Origin of the sequence: Streptomyces camelliae (assembly GCF_027625935.1) — a bacterium.
Taxonomy (GTDB): domain Bacteria; phylum Actinomycetota; class Actinomycetes; order Streptomycetales; family Streptomycetaceae; genus Streptomyces; species Streptomyces camelliae.
In genome coordinates this window covers 1,938,375-1,958,201 of record NZ_CP115300.1, presented here as the reverse complement: position 1 = coordinate 1,958,201, position 19,827 = coordinate 1,938,375, and the positions used below count along the sequence as shown (strand labels likewise).

Here is a 19,827-nt window from a genome sequence, read left to right as displayed (position 1 = left end):
CAACAGACCCCGCACCCGGAAGAAGGCACCCCTCATGGGCAAGCTCGTCTCCACCCTCTTCGTCACCCTCGACGGTGTCTACCAGGCCCCGGGCGGCCCCCAGGAGGACACCAGGGGCGGCTTCACCCACGGCGGCTGGAGCTTCACCTACGGCGACGAGGACTTCGGCCGCTTCGTCACCGAGGTCTTCGACCGCGTCGGCGCCTTCCTGCTCGGCCGCCGTACGTACGACATCTTCGCCGCCTACTGGCCGAAGGTGACCGACCCGGCCAACCCCATCGCGTCCCGGCTCAACGCCCTCCCCAAGTACGTCGTCTCGTCCACCCTCCAGGCGCCCGAGTGGTCCGGCACCACCGTGCTCGCCGGCGACCTCGCCAAGGAGGTGCAGGCCCTCAAGGAGCGCACGGACGGCGAACTCCAGGTCCACGGCAGCGGCGCCCTGGTCCGCTCCCTGATCGACCTCCGCCTCCTCGACACCCTGCACCTGCTGACCTTCCCGGTCGTCCTCGGCACCGGCCACCGTCTGTTCCCGGACGGCACGGTCCCCACCCGCTTCCGGCACACCGGCGGCCGCGTCACCCGCTCGGGCATCTCCATCCAGAGCTACGACCTGGCGGGCGACCCGGAGTACGGCTCGTACGACCTCCCCGAGGAGGCCTGAGACCCGGACAAACCCCTGGCTGAACATCGTCGCCGCCGGTACGGTGATCACGCCCCGCGCGAGCCGCCGACGTCTCCGCACCCCTCGGAGACCGGGAGAGCCGCCCGCATGTCCTCGATCGCCGTACCGGGCGCCGCCGTCGCCCCCCGTCGCGCCTGGCACACCGACCTGCCGGTCCTGCTCGTCGCCGTCTGCTGGGGCGCCAGTTACCTCGCCGCGAAGGACATCACCACCGCCCGTACCGTCCTGGCCGTCCTCGTGCTGCGATTCGCCCTCGCCGTGCCCGTCCTGGCCGTCGCCGGCCGCCGTGCCCTGCGCTCCCTGACCGGCGCCCAGTGGCGCGGCGCCGCCCTGCTGGGGCTGATCCTCAGCGGGATCTTCCTGCTGGAGACCTACGGCGTCGTCCACACCTCGGCGACCAACGCCGGCCTGATCATCAGCCTCACCATGATCTTCACCCCGCTCGCCGAGGCCGCCGTCACCCGCACCCGGCCCGCCCCGGCCTTCCTCGGCGCGGCGCTGCTGTCGGTGCTCGGCGTCGTCCTGCTCACCCAGGGCGGCGGCTTCACCCGGCCCTCGCTCGGCGACCTGCTGATGCTGCTCGCCGCGCTCGCCCGTACCGTGCACGTCCTTGCCATGTCCCGGATCAGGGCCGTCCAGGGCGCCGACGCGCTGCCGCTCACCACGGTCCAGCTCGGCGCGGCCGTCGCCGTCTTCACCCTGCTGTCCGCCGTCTGCGGCGGCCCGGCGCCCTGGACGGTCGCGGCGGACCTCGGCGCCCGGAACTGGGCCGGGCTGCTGTTCCTCGCCGTGCTGTGCACGGTGTTCGCGTTCTTCGTGCAGATGTGGGCGGTACGCCGTACCTCGCCGTCCCGGGTCGGTCTGCTCCTCGGCACCGAACCGCTGTGGGCCGCCGCGGCCGGGATCACGCTGGGCGGCGAACGGCTCGGAGCGCTCGGTCTCGCGGGCGGCGTGCTGGTGCTCGCGGGGACCGCGTGGGGGCGCAGGACCGCAGGTTGACTTCCCGAAGCCGCCCGCAGGTCAGAGGCGCTCACCCTCAAGCATGGCCGTGACAGCGGGCAGCCGGCCGAGCGAGTGGGCGATTCTGAGGCCGTCCATGTAGTCACGGACCTGGGTGATCAGCCCGCCGCGGACGCGGATCACCAGCACGTTGGAGAAGGCGAAGGGCGCACCGCTGCCGGTCACCGTGCCGACGACGGTCTGCTCGGCGATGACGACCTCCGGATCGGAGGTGGTGTGAACGGTCACGTCACGCAACGCGCCTGCCCGCGCCGTGCTGTGCTCCCAGGCCGCCCGGTAAGTGGCCCGTACCTCCTCCCGGCCCTTGAGACAGGCAGGCATTCCGGGGAAGAGGAACGGCAGCTCGTGCACCGCATCCACCTCGTACAGGTCAGCCAGGTCGTCGGCGGACATGGCAAGCATCGCCTGGTGGTAACGCTCCAGCACCTCGTGGGGCGAGCGGTCGGCGGGCTGCGCGGCGGACATGGTGCTCACGGCTCCGTTCGTCTGCTTCCGGGATGTGTTCCGGGAGCCGAGTCTGCCGAAGTCGCCGTGGTGCGGGCGGTGATGGTCCTCATCCTGGGCCTGCTTCACCCCTGCGAGTGGACCGGACGGACCGAGCCGTCCGGACAGTCGTGTCCGCCTCGCGCTGGTGTCCGGTCGCGTGCTCGGGGAGAGGCGGCCGGGCCCGGACGTCCCGGTCAGCGGGGCACGGGGAGCGGGCCGGGCCGGAAGGTGCCGTAACGGCCGCCGTGGAAGAGCAACGGGGCGTCGCTCTCGCCGACTGCCAAGTGGTGAACATGGCACAGTGCGATCACATGGTCGCCGGCCCAGTACTCGTCCCGCAGGGAACATTCGAGCCAGCCGGTCGCGCCCGCCACGAGCAGCGCTCCGCCGGGGGAGAGGTGCCACTCCGTGCCGTGCAGCTTGTCCGGACCGCTGGCGGCGAGCCGATCGCACACGGGCCGCTGGCGGTCGGCGAGGATGCTTATCCCTATCCGCTCGGCCGGCCGGATCCGCGGCCAGCTCCTGCTCGTCTCCGCCACGCAGAAGGAGACCAACGGAGGCCGCAGGGAGACCGAGGCGAAGGAGTTCACCGCCAGTGCGGCGGGCCGGCCGACGGCGTCCAGGGCCGCGACGGCGACGATGCCCGTGGCGAACCTGCCGAGAACCCGACGGAATTCCTCGGACGTGACGGTTTCTGCCTCACGCGACGTCGGTATCGGGTCGGTCACCTGGGGCGCCTCGCTTCCTGCTCGGAACCGGGTGCCCGGAGCGGCCTCCTGGGCCGCGCCGGGCACCCTGGTCGCGTCGACGGTCAGAGCGTGACCTCAAGGAGCAGCCGACGGCGCGCGCTGCTGCTGCGGGTGATCTGGTGACGGTTCACCAGCTCCCGCTGGGCGACCAGCTTCAGGCCCTCGGCCGCCAGCTCCTTCTCCAGGGAGCCGAGCGGCGCCAGATGCGTCCAGGCGGTGTACAGGGCGGTGTCGACCACCTCGCCGTCCTGTACGCGGTTGGCGAGGATGCTGGTGGAGCGCAGGCCGTCCGGTTCGATCCGGTCGATGAAGGTGCACAGCACCGGCGAACGGTCGTCCTTCGTCGGGAAGACCGAGGTGTACTCGAAGGCGGCGGGCGCGCTCTCGAACCCTGCGATGTCCAGCACGGTCAGCAGGAAGCGGCCGTCCTCGGCGAGGTGCTCGCGCACACAGCGGAACAGCTGCGCGCGCTGCTCCTGAGTGAGGTTCCACACCGCCGTCGCGCCGAGCACGATCAGGCCGAATGTGCGGTCCAGCGAGAAGTCCGTCATGTCGCCCTCGACGGTGCTCAGCCGGTCCGCGTACTCCTGGTGCTCCGGCTCCCGCATCCGTTCGTCGAGGATCTCCAGCATCGACGGCGAGTTGTCGAGCCCGACCACCTCGAATCCGCTCTTGAGAAGCGGCAGCGTCAGCCGGCCGGAGCCGCAGCACAGCTCCAGCACCGGGCCGGGCCGCCCCTCGCCGGCGCTCAGCAGCTCCTCCACCTCTGCGTTGTCCCGCACCGTGAACGCGTGGTAGAAGGCGGCGCCCTCCGAGTCGTACATGCCGTGCTGGTGGATCTTCCCGGCGAACAGCTCCACCAGAGCCGCGGCGGTGCCCTTGAGCTGGTATTCGGTCATGCTTTCCTCCGGTCGCCCATCGTTGATCGAGACCCTAGGCCGGGGCTCTTACAGACGGCTTGGGCCTCGCTTAAGCCGCCCGGGCCAGGGGATTCAGAGCCGGGAACGGGCCGGCAGCAGACGCGGATCCATGCTCAGCAGGACACCCCGGCTGCCCCCGTCGACAGGGAGCGAGACCCCGGTGGTCGAGCCCGCGGCCGGGCCGGCGAGATAGCAGATCGCGGTGGCCACCTCCTCCGGTGTGACCAGCCGACCGTTCGGCTGCCGCCCACTGACCGCGGCGAAGGCGGCCTCCGGGTCGGGCGCGGCGTCCACGAGCCGGCGTACCCACGGCGTGTCGACCGGGGCCGGGGTCACACAGTTGACCCTGATGCCCTCGTGCAGATGGTCGGCGGCCATGGCCGTGGTCAGGGCGAGCACCGCTCCCTTCGAGGAGCAGTACACCGCCGCGTTGGGCAGCCCGACGGTGGCACCCAGCGAGCACATGTTCACGATGGACGCGTGCTCCGAGCGCCGCAGATACGGCAGCGCGGCACGGGCGACCCGCACCATGCCGAACACGTTGACGTCGAAGACCCGCTTCCACTCGTCGAGACCACCCGACTCCACGGTTCCCCGGCCGAGGATGCCCGCGTTGTTCACCAGGATGTCCAGACCGCCCAGCCGTTCGGCGGCCTCCGCCACCGCCGCGTCCACCGAGGCGTCGTCCGCGACGTCGCCGTACACCCCGATCAGCGGCTCGGGAACGGCCGACTTCCCGTCCGTGTCCAGCGCGTTGAGGTCCAGGCAGGCCACCGCCGCGCCCCGGGCCGCCAGCATGCGGGCGGTGGCCAGCCCGATGCCAGAGGCACCGCCGGTCACCAGGGCGGTCAGCCCGGTCAGTTCACCGCTGCTCATCACGGTCCTCCCCATGGTCGTCGGCGCACCGCTCGCGCAGCGTGTTCAAGGAGTGCAGGCCCTCCAGCACCCGGTCCTCGGGCACCCCGAAGTCGATCAGGCAGGCGACCTCGTCGACCCCCGCCGCACGCAGCCGCCGTACGGTCTCCACGCCGTCCTCGACCGTGCCGAACAGCCCGCCCGTGTCGAAGTAGCGGTCGAACGACCGCGCCACGAGGAACTCGCGGTCCTGCGGCGACAGCCGCTCCAGGTCGATGCCGCCGGGCAGTGCCGCCGCGGCTGTCTTCATGATCAGTCCGATCGAGCTGCGCAGATAGTTGCTGAACGGCTCTCGGACCTCTTCACGGACCTTCTCGCGGTCGGTGCCCAGCAGGGTGTGCAGCATCAGCGCCACATGACCGCGCGCCCCGGGGCCGTGCGCGGCCGCCAGTTCCGCGCGATAGGCGGCGATGTTGTGCTCCAGATCGGAGATCTCCTGGCCGATCAGATGCGTCAGCACACCCGTGCCGAGCCGGCCGGCCGTACGGAACGTCTCGGCGGAGCCGGCGCTCGTCAGCCACATCGGCAACTCCGGCTGGACCGGCGGCGGGAAGATCCGCACCGTCGACTCCTGGCCCGCGCCGTCCGGGAACGCCACCTCCTCCCGCGCCCACAGCCGGCGCAGGGTCTCCACGGTGCGCACCAGGACCTCCTTGCGGTCCCGGTAGTTCTCCGGCCGCAGGACGAAGTCCACCGCGTGCCAGCCCGACGCCAGCGACACGCCCACCCGGCCCCGGGAGAGGTTGTCCACCACGGACCACTCCTCCGCGATCCGCGCCGGATGGTGCAGAGGCGCGACGACACTGCCCGCGCGGATGGCGATCCGCTCGGTCGCCACCGCCAGCGCCGCGCCGGTGACGGCCGCGTTGGGATATTGGCCGCCGAATTCATGGAAATGGCGCTCCGGCGTCCAGACCGCCGCGAATCCGTGGGTGTCCGCGAATTTCGCGCTGTCCAGCAGAAGACGGTAGCGGTCATCGGCCGCGGCCCCGTAGTCCGCGAAATAGAAGAGACTGAAGTCCACGAAACTCCTCCCACCTGGCGCGGCTGGTCCTGCAGGACCGTAGCCGCGACCTCGGCACGCAGGGAACTCGCCTTTAGAGCGCGCCAAGGAGGCCTTTGGCGGAGGCGGTGACACTGACCCGACGATCTGCGATCGGCCCCAGAGGGAGCAGTGAGCCACCGTGGCGAAGAAGGAAGTTTCCGGCGGTTTCCCGACGGATCAGGTGGGCCCGGCCGAACAGGAGGCGATTGCGGTGGTCGGCCTCTCCTGCCGGCTCCCGCAGGCCCCCGATCCGGCCGCGTTCTGGAACCTGCTGCGGACCGGCCGCGACGCCATCAGCCCGCCGCCGCCCGGCCGTTGGCAGGCCGACGCTCCCGGGGACCTCGCGCCGGACGCCGTCACCGGAGCCGCCCGCGGCGGTTTCCTCGACCAGGTCGACGCCTTCGACGCCGAGTTCTTCGGCATGTCCCCGCGCGAGGCCGCCTCCGTCGACCCGCAGCAGCGCCTGGTCCTCGAACTCGCCTGGGAGGCACTGGAGGACGCCGGCATCCTGCCCGCCGGCCTGGCCGGCAGCCGCACCGGCGTCTTCATCGGCGCGATGCACGACGACTACGCCGCACTGCTCCAACGCCGCGGCACCGGCGCCGTCACCCCGCACTCCGCGACCGGCCTGAACCGGGGAGTGCTCGCCAACCGGGTCTCCTACGCGCTCGGCCTGCACGGGCCCAGCCTGGCCGTCGACACGGCACAGTCCTCCGCCCTGGTCGCCGTCCACCTGGCCTGTGAGAGCCTGCGCCGCACCGAATGCGACCTCGCGATCGCGGGCGGCGTCAATCTCAACCTCACCCTGGCCGGCACGGTCGAGGCGTCCCGCTTCGGCGGCCTCTCCCCGAACGGACGCTGCGCCACCTTCGACGCCGACGCCGACGGCTACGTGCGAGGCGAGGGCGGCGGCCTCGTCCTGCTCAAGCCGCTGGCCCGTGCCCTCGCCGACGGCGACGAGATCCACGGTGTCCTGCTGGGCAGCGCCGTGAACAACGACGGCGCCACTCCCGGACTGACCGTGCCCGACCAGGCGGCCCAGCAGCGCGTCGTGGAGGCGGCCCAAAGGCGGGCCGGAATCCGCCCCGAGCACGTCCAGTACGTCGAACTGCACGGCACCGGCACCAAGGTCGGCGACCCGATCGAGGCAGCCGCCCTCGGCGCGGCCCTGGGCCGGGGCCGCACGGTTCCGCTGGCGGTCGGTTCGGTCAAGACCAACGTCGGCCACCTCGAAGGCGCCGCGGGCATCGCCGGCCTGCTCAAGACACTCCTGAGCATCCGGCACCGCCAGCTGCCCCCCAGCCTCCACTTCCACACCCCCAACCCGCGCATCCCGCTCACCGAACTCGGCCTCACCGTCCAGCGCGAGCTGAGCGACTGGCCCCGCCCGGACGCGCCCCTCGTCGCCGGCGTCAGCTCCTTCGGAATGGGCGGCACCAACTGCCATGTGGTGGTGTCGGAGGCACCTGCGCGGACGAAGGCGGCGCAGCTGAGCGACGTACACGAGACGGACAGGGAGGCCGGCGACGGGCGGCCGGTGGTGTGGCCGCTGGCCGGGCGCGGGCCCGAGGCGCTGCGGGAGCAGGCGGCCAGGCTGCACACGCGGCTGACCGCCGAGGCCACGATGCCCGATCCGGCCGACGTCGGTTACTCCCTGGCCACCACCCGCACCCAGTTCGCACACCGGGCCGCCGTGGTCGGCTCCGAGCCCGAGCGACTGCTCGGCGGCCTCGCGGCCCTGGCCCGGGGCGAGGCCGCCCCCGGCACCGTCACCGGAACCACCGCGCAAACCGGGGATCTCGCCTTCCTCTTCTCCGGACAGGGCAGCCAACGAGCGGCCGCGGGAGCCGAGTTGTACGGCACCCATCCCGCCTTCGCCGAAGCGCTCGACCGCGCCTGCGCCGAACTCGACCGGCACCTGGCACGACCCCTCCAGGAGGTGCTGTTCGCGCCCGACGGCACCCCCGAGGCCGCCCTGCTGGACCGCACCGGCTACACCCAGCCCGCCCTGTTCGCCGTGGAGGTGGCGCTGTTCCGCCTGCTGGAGACCTGGGGCATCACCCCCGGCCGCCTGCTCGGCCACTCAGTCGGCGAACTGGCCGCCGCCCACGTGTCCGGCGTCCTGGACCTCACCGACGCGGCGACCCTGGTGACCGCCCGCGGACGGCTGATGGAGACGCTGCCCGGCGGAGCCATGGCCGCGCTGGAAGCCTCCGAGCAGGAGGTACTGCCGCTGCTGGAGGGCCGGGAGGGACAGGCCGGCATCGCCGCCGTCAACGGCCCGCGCGCCGTCGTCGTATCGGGCGACGAGGCCGCCGTCGAGGAGATCGCCGCAGCCGTGGCCGCACTCGGCCGCCGGACGCGACGGCTGCGCGTCAGCCACGCCTTCCACTCCCCGCACATGGACGCCATGCTGGAGGAGTTCCGCGCCGTCGCCGCCGGACTGACCTACGCCCCGCCGCGCATCCCCGTCGTCTCCGACGTCACCGGCCTGCCCGCGACCCCCGAGCAGCTGTGCTCGCCCGACTACTGGGTACGGCACGTACGGTCCGCGGTGCGCTTCGAGACCGGCATGGTCACCCTCCTTGAGGGCGGTACCACCGCCTTCCTGGAGATCGGCCCCGACGGTGTCCTCACCGCCATGGGCCGCGAGTGCGTACGGGGCCGGCGGGCCGTCCTGCTGCCGACCATGCGCCGGTCGTCCGCGTCCGAGCCGGACGCCCTGCTCACCGCCGTCGCCGGACTTCACGTCCACGGCCACGCCCCGGACTGGGAGAATCTGTTCGAGGGCACGGGAGCCCGGCGTCTCCCCCTGCCGGGCTACGCGTTCCAGCGCCGGCGGCACTGGTACAGCGACGACGCGGCCCATCCGCTCGGGCAGCCTGCCCAGGGCGCGAACGCGACGACGGTGCCCGCCCCGGAGCCGGCGCGGGCCGATCCGGCCGCCGGGCAGGATCATGCCGACTCCGCCTCCGAGGCGTCGGCAGAGCCCCGGACCGATGGGGCGGACCAGGAGCGCGCCATGCTCGATCTGGTGCGCTCGTGGTCCGCCATCGTCCTCGGCCACGGCACGGCCGCCTCCGTCGACCCCACCCGGCCGTTCCGCGACCTCGGCTTCGATTCGCTCCTCGCCGTCGAGCTCCGGGACCGGCTGAGCGAGGCCACCGGCCTCCCCCTGGAGTCCGGGCTGCTGTTCAACCATCCCACGCCTGCCGGGCTGGCCCACCGGCTGGCGCAGGATCTGTCGGACCCCGCCGACCGGGCCGATCCGCACGGTGCGGAACCGGGCACGGCCACCACCGCGAACGATCCTGTGGTCATCGTCGGAATCGGCTGCCGCCTCCCCGGTGGCGTGCACAGCCCCGAGGACCTGTGGCAGCTGGTCGCCGACGGCCGGGACGTCATCGGCCCCTTTCCCACCGACCGCGGCTGGGACCTGGACGCCCTCCACCACCCGGACCCCGAGCGCCCCGGCACCACCTCCACCAGGGAAGGCGGCTTCCTGGCCGAGGCCGGCCACTTCGACGCCGCGTTCTTCGGCATCTCGCCCCGCGAGGCCGCGGCCATGGATCCCCAGCAGCGGCTGCTGCTGGAAACCGCCTGGGAGTCGCTCGAACGCGCGGGCATCGTCCCCGAGAAGCTGCGTGGCACCCGCACCGGCGTGTTCATCGGCGGCACCGCCCTGGACTACGGCCCCCGCCTGCACGAGGCGGACGAGGAAACGGGCGGCTACCTGCTGACCGGCAGCACCGCCAGCGTGATGTCCGGCCGTATCGCCTACACCTTCGGTCTGGAGGGCCCGGCGGTGACGGTGGACACGGCGTGCTCCTCCTCCCTCGTGGCGATCCACCTGGCGGTGCAGGCGCTGCGGCGCGGCGAGTGCACCCTCGCCCTCGCCGGCGGTGTGACAGTGATGGCCACCCCGGGCATGCTCGTGGAGTTCAGCCGCCAGCGGGGCCTTGCTGCGGACGGCCGCTGCAAGGCGTTCGCGGCCGGCGCGGACGGCACGGCGTGGGCCGAGGGGGCCGGGGTCCTGGTCCTGGAGCGCCTGTCGGACGCGCGGCGCAACCGGCACAAGGTGCTGGCGGTGATCAAGGGGAGTGCGGTCAATCAGGATGGTGCGTCGAACGGGTTGACGGCGCCGAACGGTCCGTCGCAGCAGCGGGTGATCCGGCGGGCGTTGGCGGATGCGGGCCTGTCGGCGGCCGAGGTGGATGCCGTGGAGGCACACGGTACCGGTACGGCGCTGGGTGATCCGATCGAGGCGGAGGCGTTGATCGCGACCTATGGTGCCGCGCGTTCCGCGGATCGGCCGTTGTGGCTGGGTTCGTTGAAGTCGAACATCGGGCATGCGCAGGCCGCGGCCGGTGTCGGTGGTGTGGTCAAGATGGTGGAGGCGATCCGCCACGGCGAGCTGCCGCGGACGCTTCACGTCGATGAGCCTTCGCCGCATGTGGACTGGTCTGCGGGTACGGTCCGGCTGCTGACGGAGTCCCGGGAGTGGTCCTCGTCCGGTCCGCGCCGGGCGGGGGTGTCCTCCTTCGGTATCAGCGGCACCAACGCCCATCTGATCCTGGAACAGGCCCCCGAGGAGGCCTCGCCCGTCGCCGTCGACGGGGTTGCGCCGCTGGTGTTGTCGGCGAGGTCGCCGGAGGCGGTGCGGGAGCAGGCGGTCCGGCTGCATGCGTACCTGGCGGCACGGCCCGGGATCGGGGTCGGGGATGTGGCGTACACGCTGGCCACCGCCCGAACCGCATTCAAGCACCGTGCTGTTGTTCTGGGTGCGGATCGTGGTGAGTTGTTGGCTGGTCTTGAGGCGGTTGCTGGTGGGCGGGATGTGTCGGGTGTGGTGGTGGGTGGTGGGGTGGGGGTTGCTCGGGTGGGGTTGGTGTTTACGGGTCAGGGTGCGCAGCGGGTTGGTATGGGGCGGGAGTTGTATGGGGTGTTTCCGGTGTTCGCGGCTGCGTTGGATGAGGTGTGTGGGTGGGTGGATCCGTTGTTGGGTCGGTCGTTGCGGGAGGTGATGTTCGAGGGTCCGGGGGAGGTTTTGGATCGGACGGAGGTGACGCAGCCGGCGTTGTTCGCGTTCGAGGTGGCGTTGTTCCGGTTGGTGGAGTCTTTTGGGGTGCGGGTGGATGGGGTGGTGGGGCATTCGGTGGGTGAGTTGGCTGCTGCGTGTGTGGCGGGTGTGGTGTCTTTGGCGGATGCGTGTCGGGTGGTGGTGGCTCGTGGTCGTGTGATGGGGGCGGCGCGGGAGGGGGGTGTGATGGTTGCGGTGGAGGCGTCGGAGGCTGAGGTGTTGGAGGTGTTGGGGGTGGTGGGTGAGGGTGTGTGGGTGGCGGGGGTGAATGGGCCTGCGGCTGTGGTGATCTCGGGGGACGGGCCGGCGGTGGTGGCGGCTGCGGGGGTGTTGGAGGAGCGGGGGCATCGGACGCGTCGGCTGCGGGTGAGTCACGCGTTCCACTCGGCGCACATGGATGGTGTGCTGGAGGAGTTCGCTGCTGTGGTGGGGCAGGTGCGCTGGGGGACGCCGTCGTTGGCGGTGGCGTCCACTGTCTCGGGGCGGGTGGATGCGGGGCAGTGGTCGGATCCGGGGTATTGGGTGCGGCAGATTCGTGAGCCGGTTCGTTTCCTTGATGGTGTGCGGGCGTTGGAGGCGGAGGGTGTCACGGCCTACCTGGAACTGGGTCCGGATGCGGCGTTGACGGGAGCGGTTCTGGCGTGTGTGTCGGAGTCGGAGGTTTTGGCGGTGGCGGCGGCTCGTCGTGACCGTGGTGAGGTGGCCACGGTGCTCGCCGCGCTGGCCGCGCTGCACACGCACGGTGTGACCGTGGACTGGTCGGCGCAGCTGGCGGGTGCGCGTGTCGTGGACGTTCCGACGTATGCGTTCCAGCGGCGTCGTTACTGGCTGGATGCTTCTCAAGGGGCGGGCGGGGCCGACCGGTTCGGGCTCGATGCCACCGGGCATCCCCTCCTCGGCGCCGCCGTCGAACCGGCCGAGGACGGGGGCCTGTTGCTGACGGGCCGGCTCGGTCTCGGCACGCACGGCTGGCTGGCCGACCACACCATCGCCGGTGCCGTGCTGCTGCCCGGGACCGTCTTCCTGGAGTTCGCGCTGGCCGCGGCCGACCACGCGGGCTGTGACAGCGTGGCCGAGCTGACCATCGAGAGCCCGCTGGTGATGCCGGACCAGGCTGCCGTCCGTCTCCAGGCCGCCGTGAGCCGGCCCGACGCGGAGGGCCGCCGCACCGTCGGCGTGTACTCCGCCACCGGGTCCGGCGAGTGGACCCGGCACGCCACGGGCCTGCTGGAGACCGCGCGACCCACCGCTGTCACCGGGCTCACCGACTGGCCGCCGCCCGGCGCGACCCCCGTACCGACGGATCGCGCCTACGCCGAACTGGAGTCGCGCGGATACTCGTACGGGCCGGCGTTCCAGGGCCTGCACGCGCTGTGGCGACAGGGTGAGGAGCTGTACGCGGAGGTACGTCTGCCCGCTGGCCCGGACAGTGAGGCCAGGCGGCTCGGCATCCACCCCGCGCTGCTCGACGCCGCGCTGCATCCCGTCGTACTGACCCAGCCCGAGGACAGGATGCTGATCCCGTTCTCCTGGAACGGCGTGCGGCTGCACGCCACCGGGGCCACCACCCTGCGGGTGCGCTGGTCGCCGGCCGGAGCGGACACCGTGTCCCTCGCCGCGGCCGACAGCACCGGCGCGCCGGTGCTGAGCGTCGACTCGCTGGTGCTGCGCCCCTCGACACCGGTCCGCCACCGGACCGCCGGAGTCGACGACTCGCTGCACCTCGTCCGCTGGTCGCCGGCGTCCACGGGGCAGCCGCGGACCGGCGGATGGGTGGTGCTCGAAGCGGAAGCCGGCCGAGGTGGTGAGCGGCCCGCCGGGGCCGTGCTGTTGCCGGATCTGCCCAGGTGTGACGGGCTCGGTGCGCTGACCGCCGACGCAGGACCGGTGCCGGACACGGTCGTCGTCGTGCGCGGACCGGTCGGCGGTGAGGAACCGGCGGTCGACGCCGCCCTCGGTGTGAGCCGGGTGCTGGAACTGGTCCAGGACTGGCTGGCCGAGGAGCGGTTCGCCGATGCCCGGCTCGTCGTGGTGACGCGGGGCGCGATCGGTGCCCTGCCCGAGGACACCGTTCCCGATCCGGCGGGCGCCGCGCTCTGGGGCCTGCTGCGTACGGCACAGACGGAACACCCGGGTCGGTTCGTCCTGGTGGACGTCGACGACACCGACGCCTCGGCACAGGCCCTGCCCGCCGCCGTGGCGGGTGGCGAACCGCAGCTTGCGATACGCGCCGGCGTGCCCCACGCGCCCCACCTGACCACTGCCCGCGCCGACAGTGCACCGACGGTGTTCGACAGCGACGGCACGGTTCTGGTCACCGGCGGTACGGGTGGGCTGGGCGCGCTGTTCGCCCGGCATCTGGTCGCCGAGTACGGCGTACGGCGTCTGCTGCTGACCAGCAGGCGGGGTGCGCAGGCTCCGGGGGCGGAGGAACTGGCCGCGGAGTTGCGTGCGTCGGGTGCCGAGGTGACCGTCGTCGCCTGTGATGTGGCGGACCGGGCGGCGCTGGCCGCGCTGCTGGAGACGGTTCCCGCCGAGCATCCGCTGACCGCCGTCGTGCACGCGGCCGGCGTCCTCGACGACGGAACCCTGGAGACGCTGACTCCTGAACGCTGTGCCGCCGTCCTGCGGCCCAAGGCGGAAGCCGCCTGGAACCTCCATCTGCTGACCCGGGAGGCTCCGCTCACCGCCTTCGTCCTGTTCTCCTCGATCGTCGGCCAGATCGGCAACGCCGGCCAGGCCAACTACGCCGCCGCCAACACCTTCCTGGACGCGCTCGCCCACCACCGACGGGGCCTTGGGCTGCCCGGCGTCTCCCTGGCGTGGAGTCTGTGGAACACCGCCGACGGCATGGGCGCGGGCCTGACGGACACCGAGCTGTCCCGTTGGCGCCGGAACGGGCTGGAACCGCTCGACGCCGAGCTGGGCCTCGCACTGTTCGACGCGGCGCTCGCCACCGACCAGGCGCTGCTCGTGCCCGCACGGCTGGACGCGGTGGCCCTGCGCGCCCGGTCCGAGGCCGGACTCCTGCCCCCGATGCTCCGGCCGGCCGTGCGCCGCCCGGCCCGGCAGCAGGCCGGCAACACGGCCGCCGGGGAGAGCTCCTGGCTGCAGCGGCTCGCCGCCCTCGGTGCGGACGAACGCCTGGGAGCCGCACGGGAGCTGGTGCTCTCCACGGTGGCCGCCGTGCTCGGTCACGGGGACCCGACGGCGGTCGACGCCCAACTCCCCTTCCGCGAACTCGGCTTCGACTCGCTCACCGGAGTGGAACTGCGCAACCGCCTGAACTCCCTCGCGGGTACACGGCTCCCGGCCACCGTGGTCTTCGACCACCCCACGCCCGACGCACTGGGGGAACTGCTGCTCGAACTCGTCCCGGGAGCGACACCGTCCGGCGCCGGGGAGGAGACCACCACCCCACGTGTCGTCGCCGACGACGAACCGATCGCCGTGATCGGCATGGCCTGCCACTATCCGGGAGGCGTCGACAGCCCCGAGGACCTGTGGCGACTGGTCGCGGACGGCCGTGACGCGATCACCGGGTTCCCGACCAACCGCGGCTGGGACCTGGACTCCCTCCACGATCCGGACCCCGAGCGCCCCGGCACCACGTACTGCCGTCAGGGCGGCTTTCTGCACGACGCCGACCGCTTCGACGCCGAGTTCTTCGGGATCTCACCGCGCGAGGCCGTACCGATCGATCCCCAGCAGCGGCTGCTGCTGGAAACCGTCTGGGAGACCCTGGAGCACGCCCGGCTCGACCCGGGCACCCTGCGCGGCAGCCGCACCGGCGTCTTCGTCGGCGCCATGTACAGCGACTACGGATCGCGGATCGCCAAGGCCCCTGAGGAATATGAGGGTTACCTGCTCACCGGCAGCACCGGGAGTGTGGCCTCCGGCCGTATCGCGTACACCTTCGGTCTGGAGGGCCCGGCGGTGACGGTGGACACGGCATGCTCGTCGTCCCTCGTGGCCATCCACCTGGCTGCTCAGGCGCTGCGGCGCGGTGAGTGCACCCTCGCTCTCGCCGGCGGTGTGACCGTCATGGCCACGCCCAACACCTTCGTGGAGTTCAGCCGCCAGCGGGCACTCTCCCCCGACGGCCGCTGCCGTTCCTTCGCCGCCGGGGCCAATGGCACCACCTGGAGCGAAGGCGTCGGCATGCTCCTGGTGGAGCGGTTGTCGGATGCGCGGCGCAATGGTCACCGGGTGCTGGCGGTGGTCCGGGGGAGTGCGGTCAATCAGGATGGTGCGTCGAACGGGTTGACGGCGCCGAACGGTCCGTCGCAGCAGCGGGTGATCCGGCAGGCGTTGGCGGATGCGGGTGTGTCGGCGGCCGAGGTGGATGTGGTCGAGGCGCACGGTACGGGCACCACGTTGGGTGATCCGATCGAGGCGGAGGCGTTGATCGCGACCTATGGTGCCGCGCGTTCCGCGGATCGGCCGTTGTGGCTGGGTTCGTTGAAGTCGAACATCGGGCATGCGCAGGCGGCGGCGGGTGTCGGTGGTGTGATCAAGATGGTGGAGGCTGTTCGCCGGGGTGAGATGCCGCGGACGCTTCACGTCGATGAGCCCTCGCCGCATGTGGACTGGTCCGCGGGTACGGTCCGGCTGCTGACGGAGTCCCGGGAGTGGTCCTCGTCCGGTCCGCGCCGGGCGGGGGTGTCCTCCTTCGGTATCAGCGGCACCAACGCCCACGTCATCCTGGAGGAAGCCGAGCCCGTCGAGCCCACCCCCGCGCCGGCCCCGACACCGGGCGCCGTACGACCGCTCGTCCTCCAGGCCCGTACGCCTGCCGCACTGCGTGCCCAGGGCGACCGGCTTCGCCAGGCCCTCAGCGCCGACCCCGGTCTCGAACCGGCGGACGTGGCACTCTCCCTGCTGACCACCCGCGTCCCGATGAAGCACCGTGCTGTTGTTCTGGGTGCGGATCGTGGTGAGTTGTTGGCTGGTCTTGAGGCGGTTGCTGGTGGGCGGGATGTGTCGGGTGTGGTGGTGGGTGGTGGGGTGGGGGTTGCTCGGGTGGGGTTGGTGTTTACGGGTCAGGGTGCGCAGCGGGTTGGTATGGGGCGGGAGTTGTATGGGGTGTTCCCGGTGTTCGCGGCTGCGTTGGATGAGGTGTGTGGGTGGGTGGATCCGTTGTTGGGTCGGTCGTTGCGGGAGGTGATGTTCGAGGGTCCGGGGGAGGTTTTGGATCGGACGGAGGTGACGCAGCCGGCGTTGTTCGCGTTCGAGGTGGCGTTGTTCCGGTTGGTGGAGTCTTTTGGGGTGCGGGTGGATGGGGTGGTGGGGCATTCGGTGGGTGAGTTGGCTGCTGCGTGTGTGGCGGGTGTGGTGTCTTTGGCGGATGCGTGTCGGGTGGTGGTGGCTCGTGGTCGTGTGATGGGGGCGGCGCGGGAGGGGGGTGTGATGGTTGCGGTGGAGGCGTCGGAGGCTGAGGTGTTGGAGGTGTTGGGGGTGGTGGGTGAGGGTGTGTGGGTGGCGGGGGTGAATGGGCCTGCGGCTGTGGTGATCTCGGGGGACGGGCCGGCGGTGGTGGCGGCTGCGGGGGTGTTGGAGGAGCGGGGGCATCGGACGCGTCGGCTGCGGGTGAGTCACGCGTTCCACTCGGCGCACATGGATGGTGTGCTGGAGGAGTTCGCTGCTGTGGTGGGGCAGGTGCGCTGGGGGACGCCGTCGTTGGCGGTGGCGTCCACTGTCTCGGGGCGGGTGGATGCGGGGCAGTGGTCGGATCCGGGGTATTGGGTGCGGCAGATTCGTGAGCCGGTTCGTTTCCTTGATGGTGTGCGGGCGTTGGAGGCGGAGGGTGTCACGGCCTACCTGGAACTGGGTCCGGATGCGGCGTTGACGGGAGCGGTTCTGGCGTGTGTGTCGGAGTCGGAGGTTTTGGCGGTGGCGGCGGCTCGTCGTGACCGTGGTGAGGTGGCGACGGTGTTCGCCGCGTTGGCCGCGCTGCACACGCACGGTGTGACCGTGGACTGGTCGGCGCAGCTGGCGGGTGCGCGTGTCGTGGATGTTCCGACGTATGCGTTCCAGCGGCGTCGTTACTGGCTGGATGCTTCTCAAGGGGCGGGCGGGGCCGACCGGTTCGGGCTCGATGCCACCGGGCATCCCCTCCTCGGCGCCGCCGTCACGCTCGCCGCTCGACGTGAGCTGGTGCTGACCGGGCGGCTGTCGGTGGCGGCACAGCCGTGGCTCGCCGACCATGCCATGGGCGGCGTGGTGCTGCTGCCCGGCGCGGCCCTGCTAGATCTGGCGCTGCACGCGGCCGTTTCGAGCGGGTGTTCCTCCGTCGAGGAACTGGCGCTGGAGGCACCGCTGGTCCTGCCGGAACAGGGTGCTGTGGACGTGCAGTTGATCGTCGGTCAGCCGGATGACACTGGACGCCGGCCGCTGGGCGTGCACTCCCGGCCCGGCGACGCCGAGCCGGACGCCCTCTGGACCACGAACGCGACCGGTGTGCTGGGCCCCGTACCGGCCGGTCCGCCGCCCGCGGGTCCGGCGGCGGCCGGCCCCTGGCCACCGGCGGACGCGGTCGTCGTGCCGCTCGACAAGGTCTACCCCCGGCTGTCCGAACTCGGATACGCCTACGGGCCCGCCTTCCAGGCACTTCAGGCGGTGTGGCGGCTCGGCGACGACCTGCTGGCCGAGGTCCGGCTCCCGGAGGCCGCCCCATCCGCCGACGGGCACACCGTTCACCCCGCCCTTCTGGACGGTGCCCTGCACCCGCTGCTGCTCGATCTGCTCGACGAGACGTCCGACCGGCCTCGGCGCGTACGGCTGCCGTTCGGCTGGCGCGGTGTCACGCACCGTACGCAGGCGGGAGAGGGGACCGTCCGGGTCCGGCTCGGCCGGATCGGCGCGGACGAGGTGTCCGTCACCCTGACCGATGCCGCGGGCGCGGTCCTGCTGACCGCCGAGTCGCTGACCCTGCGGACGATCGCGGCCGACCGGCTGGCCGACAAGGCCGTGCCCGGCATGCTGTTCGGCGTCGAGTGGACCGCTCCACCCCTCGGGGTCTCCGAAGCGCCCGGCACACCGGATCCGGCGCACCCCTGGACGGTCGTGGGGCCGCTGCCCGTGCCGCTCGACGCCGATGCCCCGGTCCGGCACCACGAGGACCTCGCCTCGCTGCTGGCCTCGGTCGCCGCGGGCGCTCCGGCCCCCGGCACGGTCCTCCTGCAGGCCGGGCCGGCACCCGACGGGCCGGACGTCCCGGCGGCGGCCGGAGCATCGCTCGCCGACGCCCTCGCCCTGGTGCAGCGGTGGCTCGCCGAGCCGGCCACGGCGGGCAGCCGCCTCGTCATGGTCACCCGGTCGGCGGTCGCCACCCGTGACGGCGAGGTGCCGGATCCGGCCATCGCGCCGGTGTGGGGGCTGGTCCGCAGCGCACAGGCCGAGGAACCGGGCCGGCTCGTCCTGCTGGACACGGACGGGGCGGAGCTGCCCGGCCGTGCCGTGGCCGCGGCTCTGGCGGCGGGCGAACCCCAGCTCGCGGTGCGTGGCGGTACCGTCCTGGTGCCGCGGCTCACCCGGACCGCCGCACCGGCCGGGCAGGCATTGGCCGACTGGGGTGGCGACGGCACGGTTCTGGTCACCGGCGGTACGGGTGGGCTGGGCGCACTGTTCGCCCGGCATCTCGTCGCCGAGTACGGCGTACGGCGTCTGCTGCTGACCAGCAGGCGGGGTGCGCAGGCTCCGGGGGCGGAGGAACTGGCCGCGGAGTTGCGTGCGTCGGGTGCCGAGGTGACCGTCGTCGCCTGTGATGTGGCGGACCGGGCGGCGCTGGCCGCGCTGTTGGAGACGGTTCCCGCCGAGCATCCGCTGACCGCCGTCGTGCACGCGGCCGGTGTCCTCGACGACGCCACCGTCGCCACCATGACCGCCGAGCAGTTGCGCACCGTCCTGTCCGCCAAGGTGGACGCCGCCTGGAACCTCCACCTGCTGACCCAGGACACCCCGCTCACCGCCTTCGTCCTGTTCTCCTCCGTCGCCGGCACCCTCGGTACCGCGGGGCAGGGCAACTACGCGGCGGGCAACGCCTTCCTGGACGCGCTCGCCCAGTACCGCCGGGCGAGCGGCCGACCGGCCGTGTCCCTCGCCTGGGGCCTGTGGGAACGGGAGAGCGGCATGGGCGGCGCACTCGACGCGGGCGCGCTGGCCAGGCTCAAGCGGTCCGGCATCGCCGGGATCGGTGACGCCCAGGGCTTGCGGCTGTTCGACACCGCCCTGGCCCTCGACCGGCCCGTGCTGGCGCCGGTGCACCTGAACCTGGCCGCGTTGCAGGCCTCCGGGGAGGAACCGCCCGCCCTGCTGTCCGGCCTGGTCCGCGCCACCCGGCACCTGGCGCGGGAGACCACCCGGGCCGCGTCCGCCGACGAAGCGCTCGCCGACCGGCTGCGCCGCCTCCCGGAGCAGGACCGCCGCCCGGCCGTACGGGACCTGGTCCGCGCCGAACTGGCCCGCGTGCTGGGCTTCGAGACGGCCGACGGCATCGACACCGAGCGCGGCTTCCTCGACATGGGCGTCGACTCGCTGACCGCTGTCGAACTACGGCGCCGGCTCGGCACACTCACCGGCCTGCACCTGCGGACCACCGCCGTCTTCGACCACCCCACCGTCACGCGTCTGGCCGATCACCTGCTCGCCGAGCTGCTCCCGGACGGCACCCCCCACGCGTGGACGGCCACGTTCGAACGCTGGGAGACCGAGCTGGCCGAGCTGGCCACGGACCCGGAGGCACGCGGCGAGGTCGTGGCGAAACTCCAGCAGTTCCTGGGCAGGCTGCGCGGGCCGGAGCACGAGCCCGACTCCGGCCCGGCCGCCGACGCGATCGACGACGCCAGCGACGAGGAACTGTTCCGCCTGCTCGACGGCACCCTCGAAACCCCCGAATGACCAGGTGGTCGCGGCGGCCCGCTTTAGCGACG

The 19,827-nt window shown here is 72.4% G+C and carries 8 protein-coding genes; 3 read left to right on the top strand and 5 right to left on the bottom strand.

Annotated elements, in window-relative coordinates; all coding sequences use genetic code 11:
* Positions 1-34 precede the first annotated feature (34 nt).
* Entirely contained in the window at positions 35-661 is a 627-nt protein-coding gene (locus O1G22_RS08935; protein WP_270080833.1) for a dihydrofolate reductase family protein, read from the top strand.
* A gap of 108 nt (positions 662-769) precedes the next feature.
* Positions 770-1,681, top strand: a complete 912-nt coding sequence (locus O1G22_RS08930; protein WP_270080832.1) for a DMT family transporter — start codon at positions 770-772, stop codon at positions 1,679-1,681.
* Positions 1,682-1,702: 21 nt separating this feature from the next.
* On the opposite strand, the gene O1G22_RS08925 is transcribed toward O1G22_RS08930, so the two are convergent.
* From O1G22_RS08925 to O1G22_RS08905, 5 genes are all read right to left on the bottom strand, one after another.
* Positions 1,703-2,167: a nuclear transport factor 2 family protein gene (locus O1G22_RS08925; RefSeq protein ID WP_270086375.1), complete on the bottom strand. Its 465-nt coding sequence runs from the start codon at positions 2,165-2,167 to the stop codon at positions 1,703-1,705.
* Positions 2,168-2,382: 215 nt separating this feature from the next.
* Positions 2,383-2,916 carry a flavin reductase family protein gene (locus O1G22_RS08920; RefSeq protein WP_270080831.1) on the bottom strand — a complete coding sequence of 178 codons (534 nt, stop codon included), beginning with the start codon at positions 2,914-2,916 and terminating at the stop codon, positions 2,383-2,385.
* Positions 2,917-2,999: 83 nt separating this feature from the next.
* Positions 3,000-3,836: a daptide-type RiPP biosynthesis methyltransferase gene (gene mpaM / locus O1G22_RS08915; RefSeq protein WP_270080830.1), complete on the bottom strand. Its 837-nt coding sequence runs from the start codon at positions 3,834-3,836 to the stop codon at positions 3,000-3,002.
* Positions 3,837-3,929: 93 nt separating this feature from the next.
* Positions 3,930-4,733 carry an SDR family NAD(P)-dependent oxidoreductase gene (locus O1G22_RS08910; RefSeq protein WP_270080829.1) on the bottom strand — a complete coding sequence of 268 codons (804 nt, stop codon included), beginning with the start codon at positions 4,731-4,733 and terminating at the stop codon, positions 3,930-3,932.
* Entirely contained in the window at positions 4,720-5,796 is a 1,077-nt protein-coding gene (locus tag O1G22_RS08905; protein WP_270080828.1) for a MupA/Atu3671 family FMN-dependent luciferase-like monooxygenase, read from the bottom strand. The genes O1G22_RS08910 and O1G22_RS08905 overlap by 14 nt, the downstream gene beginning before the upstream one ends.
* 160 nt (positions 5,797-5,956) lie before the next feature.
* On the opposite strand from O1G22_RS08905, the gene O1G22_RS08900 reads away from it, so the two are divergent.
* Positions 5,957-19,795: a type I polyketide synthase gene (locus O1G22_RS08900; protein WP_270080827.1), complete on the top strand. Its 13,839-nt coding sequence runs from the start codon at positions 5,957-5,959 to the stop codon at positions 19,793-19,795.
* Positions 19,796-19,827: the final 32 nt, after the last annotated feature.

Excerpts from the sequence above, each read along its gene's own strand:
- mpaM (WP_270080830.1), bottom strand. The coding sequence starts at position 3,836 with ATGACCGAATACCAGCTCAAGGGCACCGCCGCGGCTCTGGTGGAGCTG.
- O1G22_RS08910 (WP_270080829.1), bottom strand. The coding sequence starts at position 4,733 with ATGAGCAGCGGTGAACTGACCGGGCTGACCGCCCTGGTGACCGGCGGT.
- O1G22_RS08935 (WP_270080833.1), top strand. The coding sequence starts at position 35 with ATGGGCAAGCTCGTCTCCACCCTCTTCGTCACCCTCGACGGTGTCTAC.
- O1G22_RS08930 (WP_270080832.1), top strand. The coding sequence starts at position 770 with ATGTCCTCGATCGCCGTACCGGGCGCCGCCGTCGCCCCCCGTCGCGCC.
- O1G22_RS08925 (WP_270086375.1), bottom strand. The coding sequence starts at position 2,167 with ATGTCCGCCGCGCAGCCCGCCGACCGCTCGCCCCACGAGGTGCTGGAG.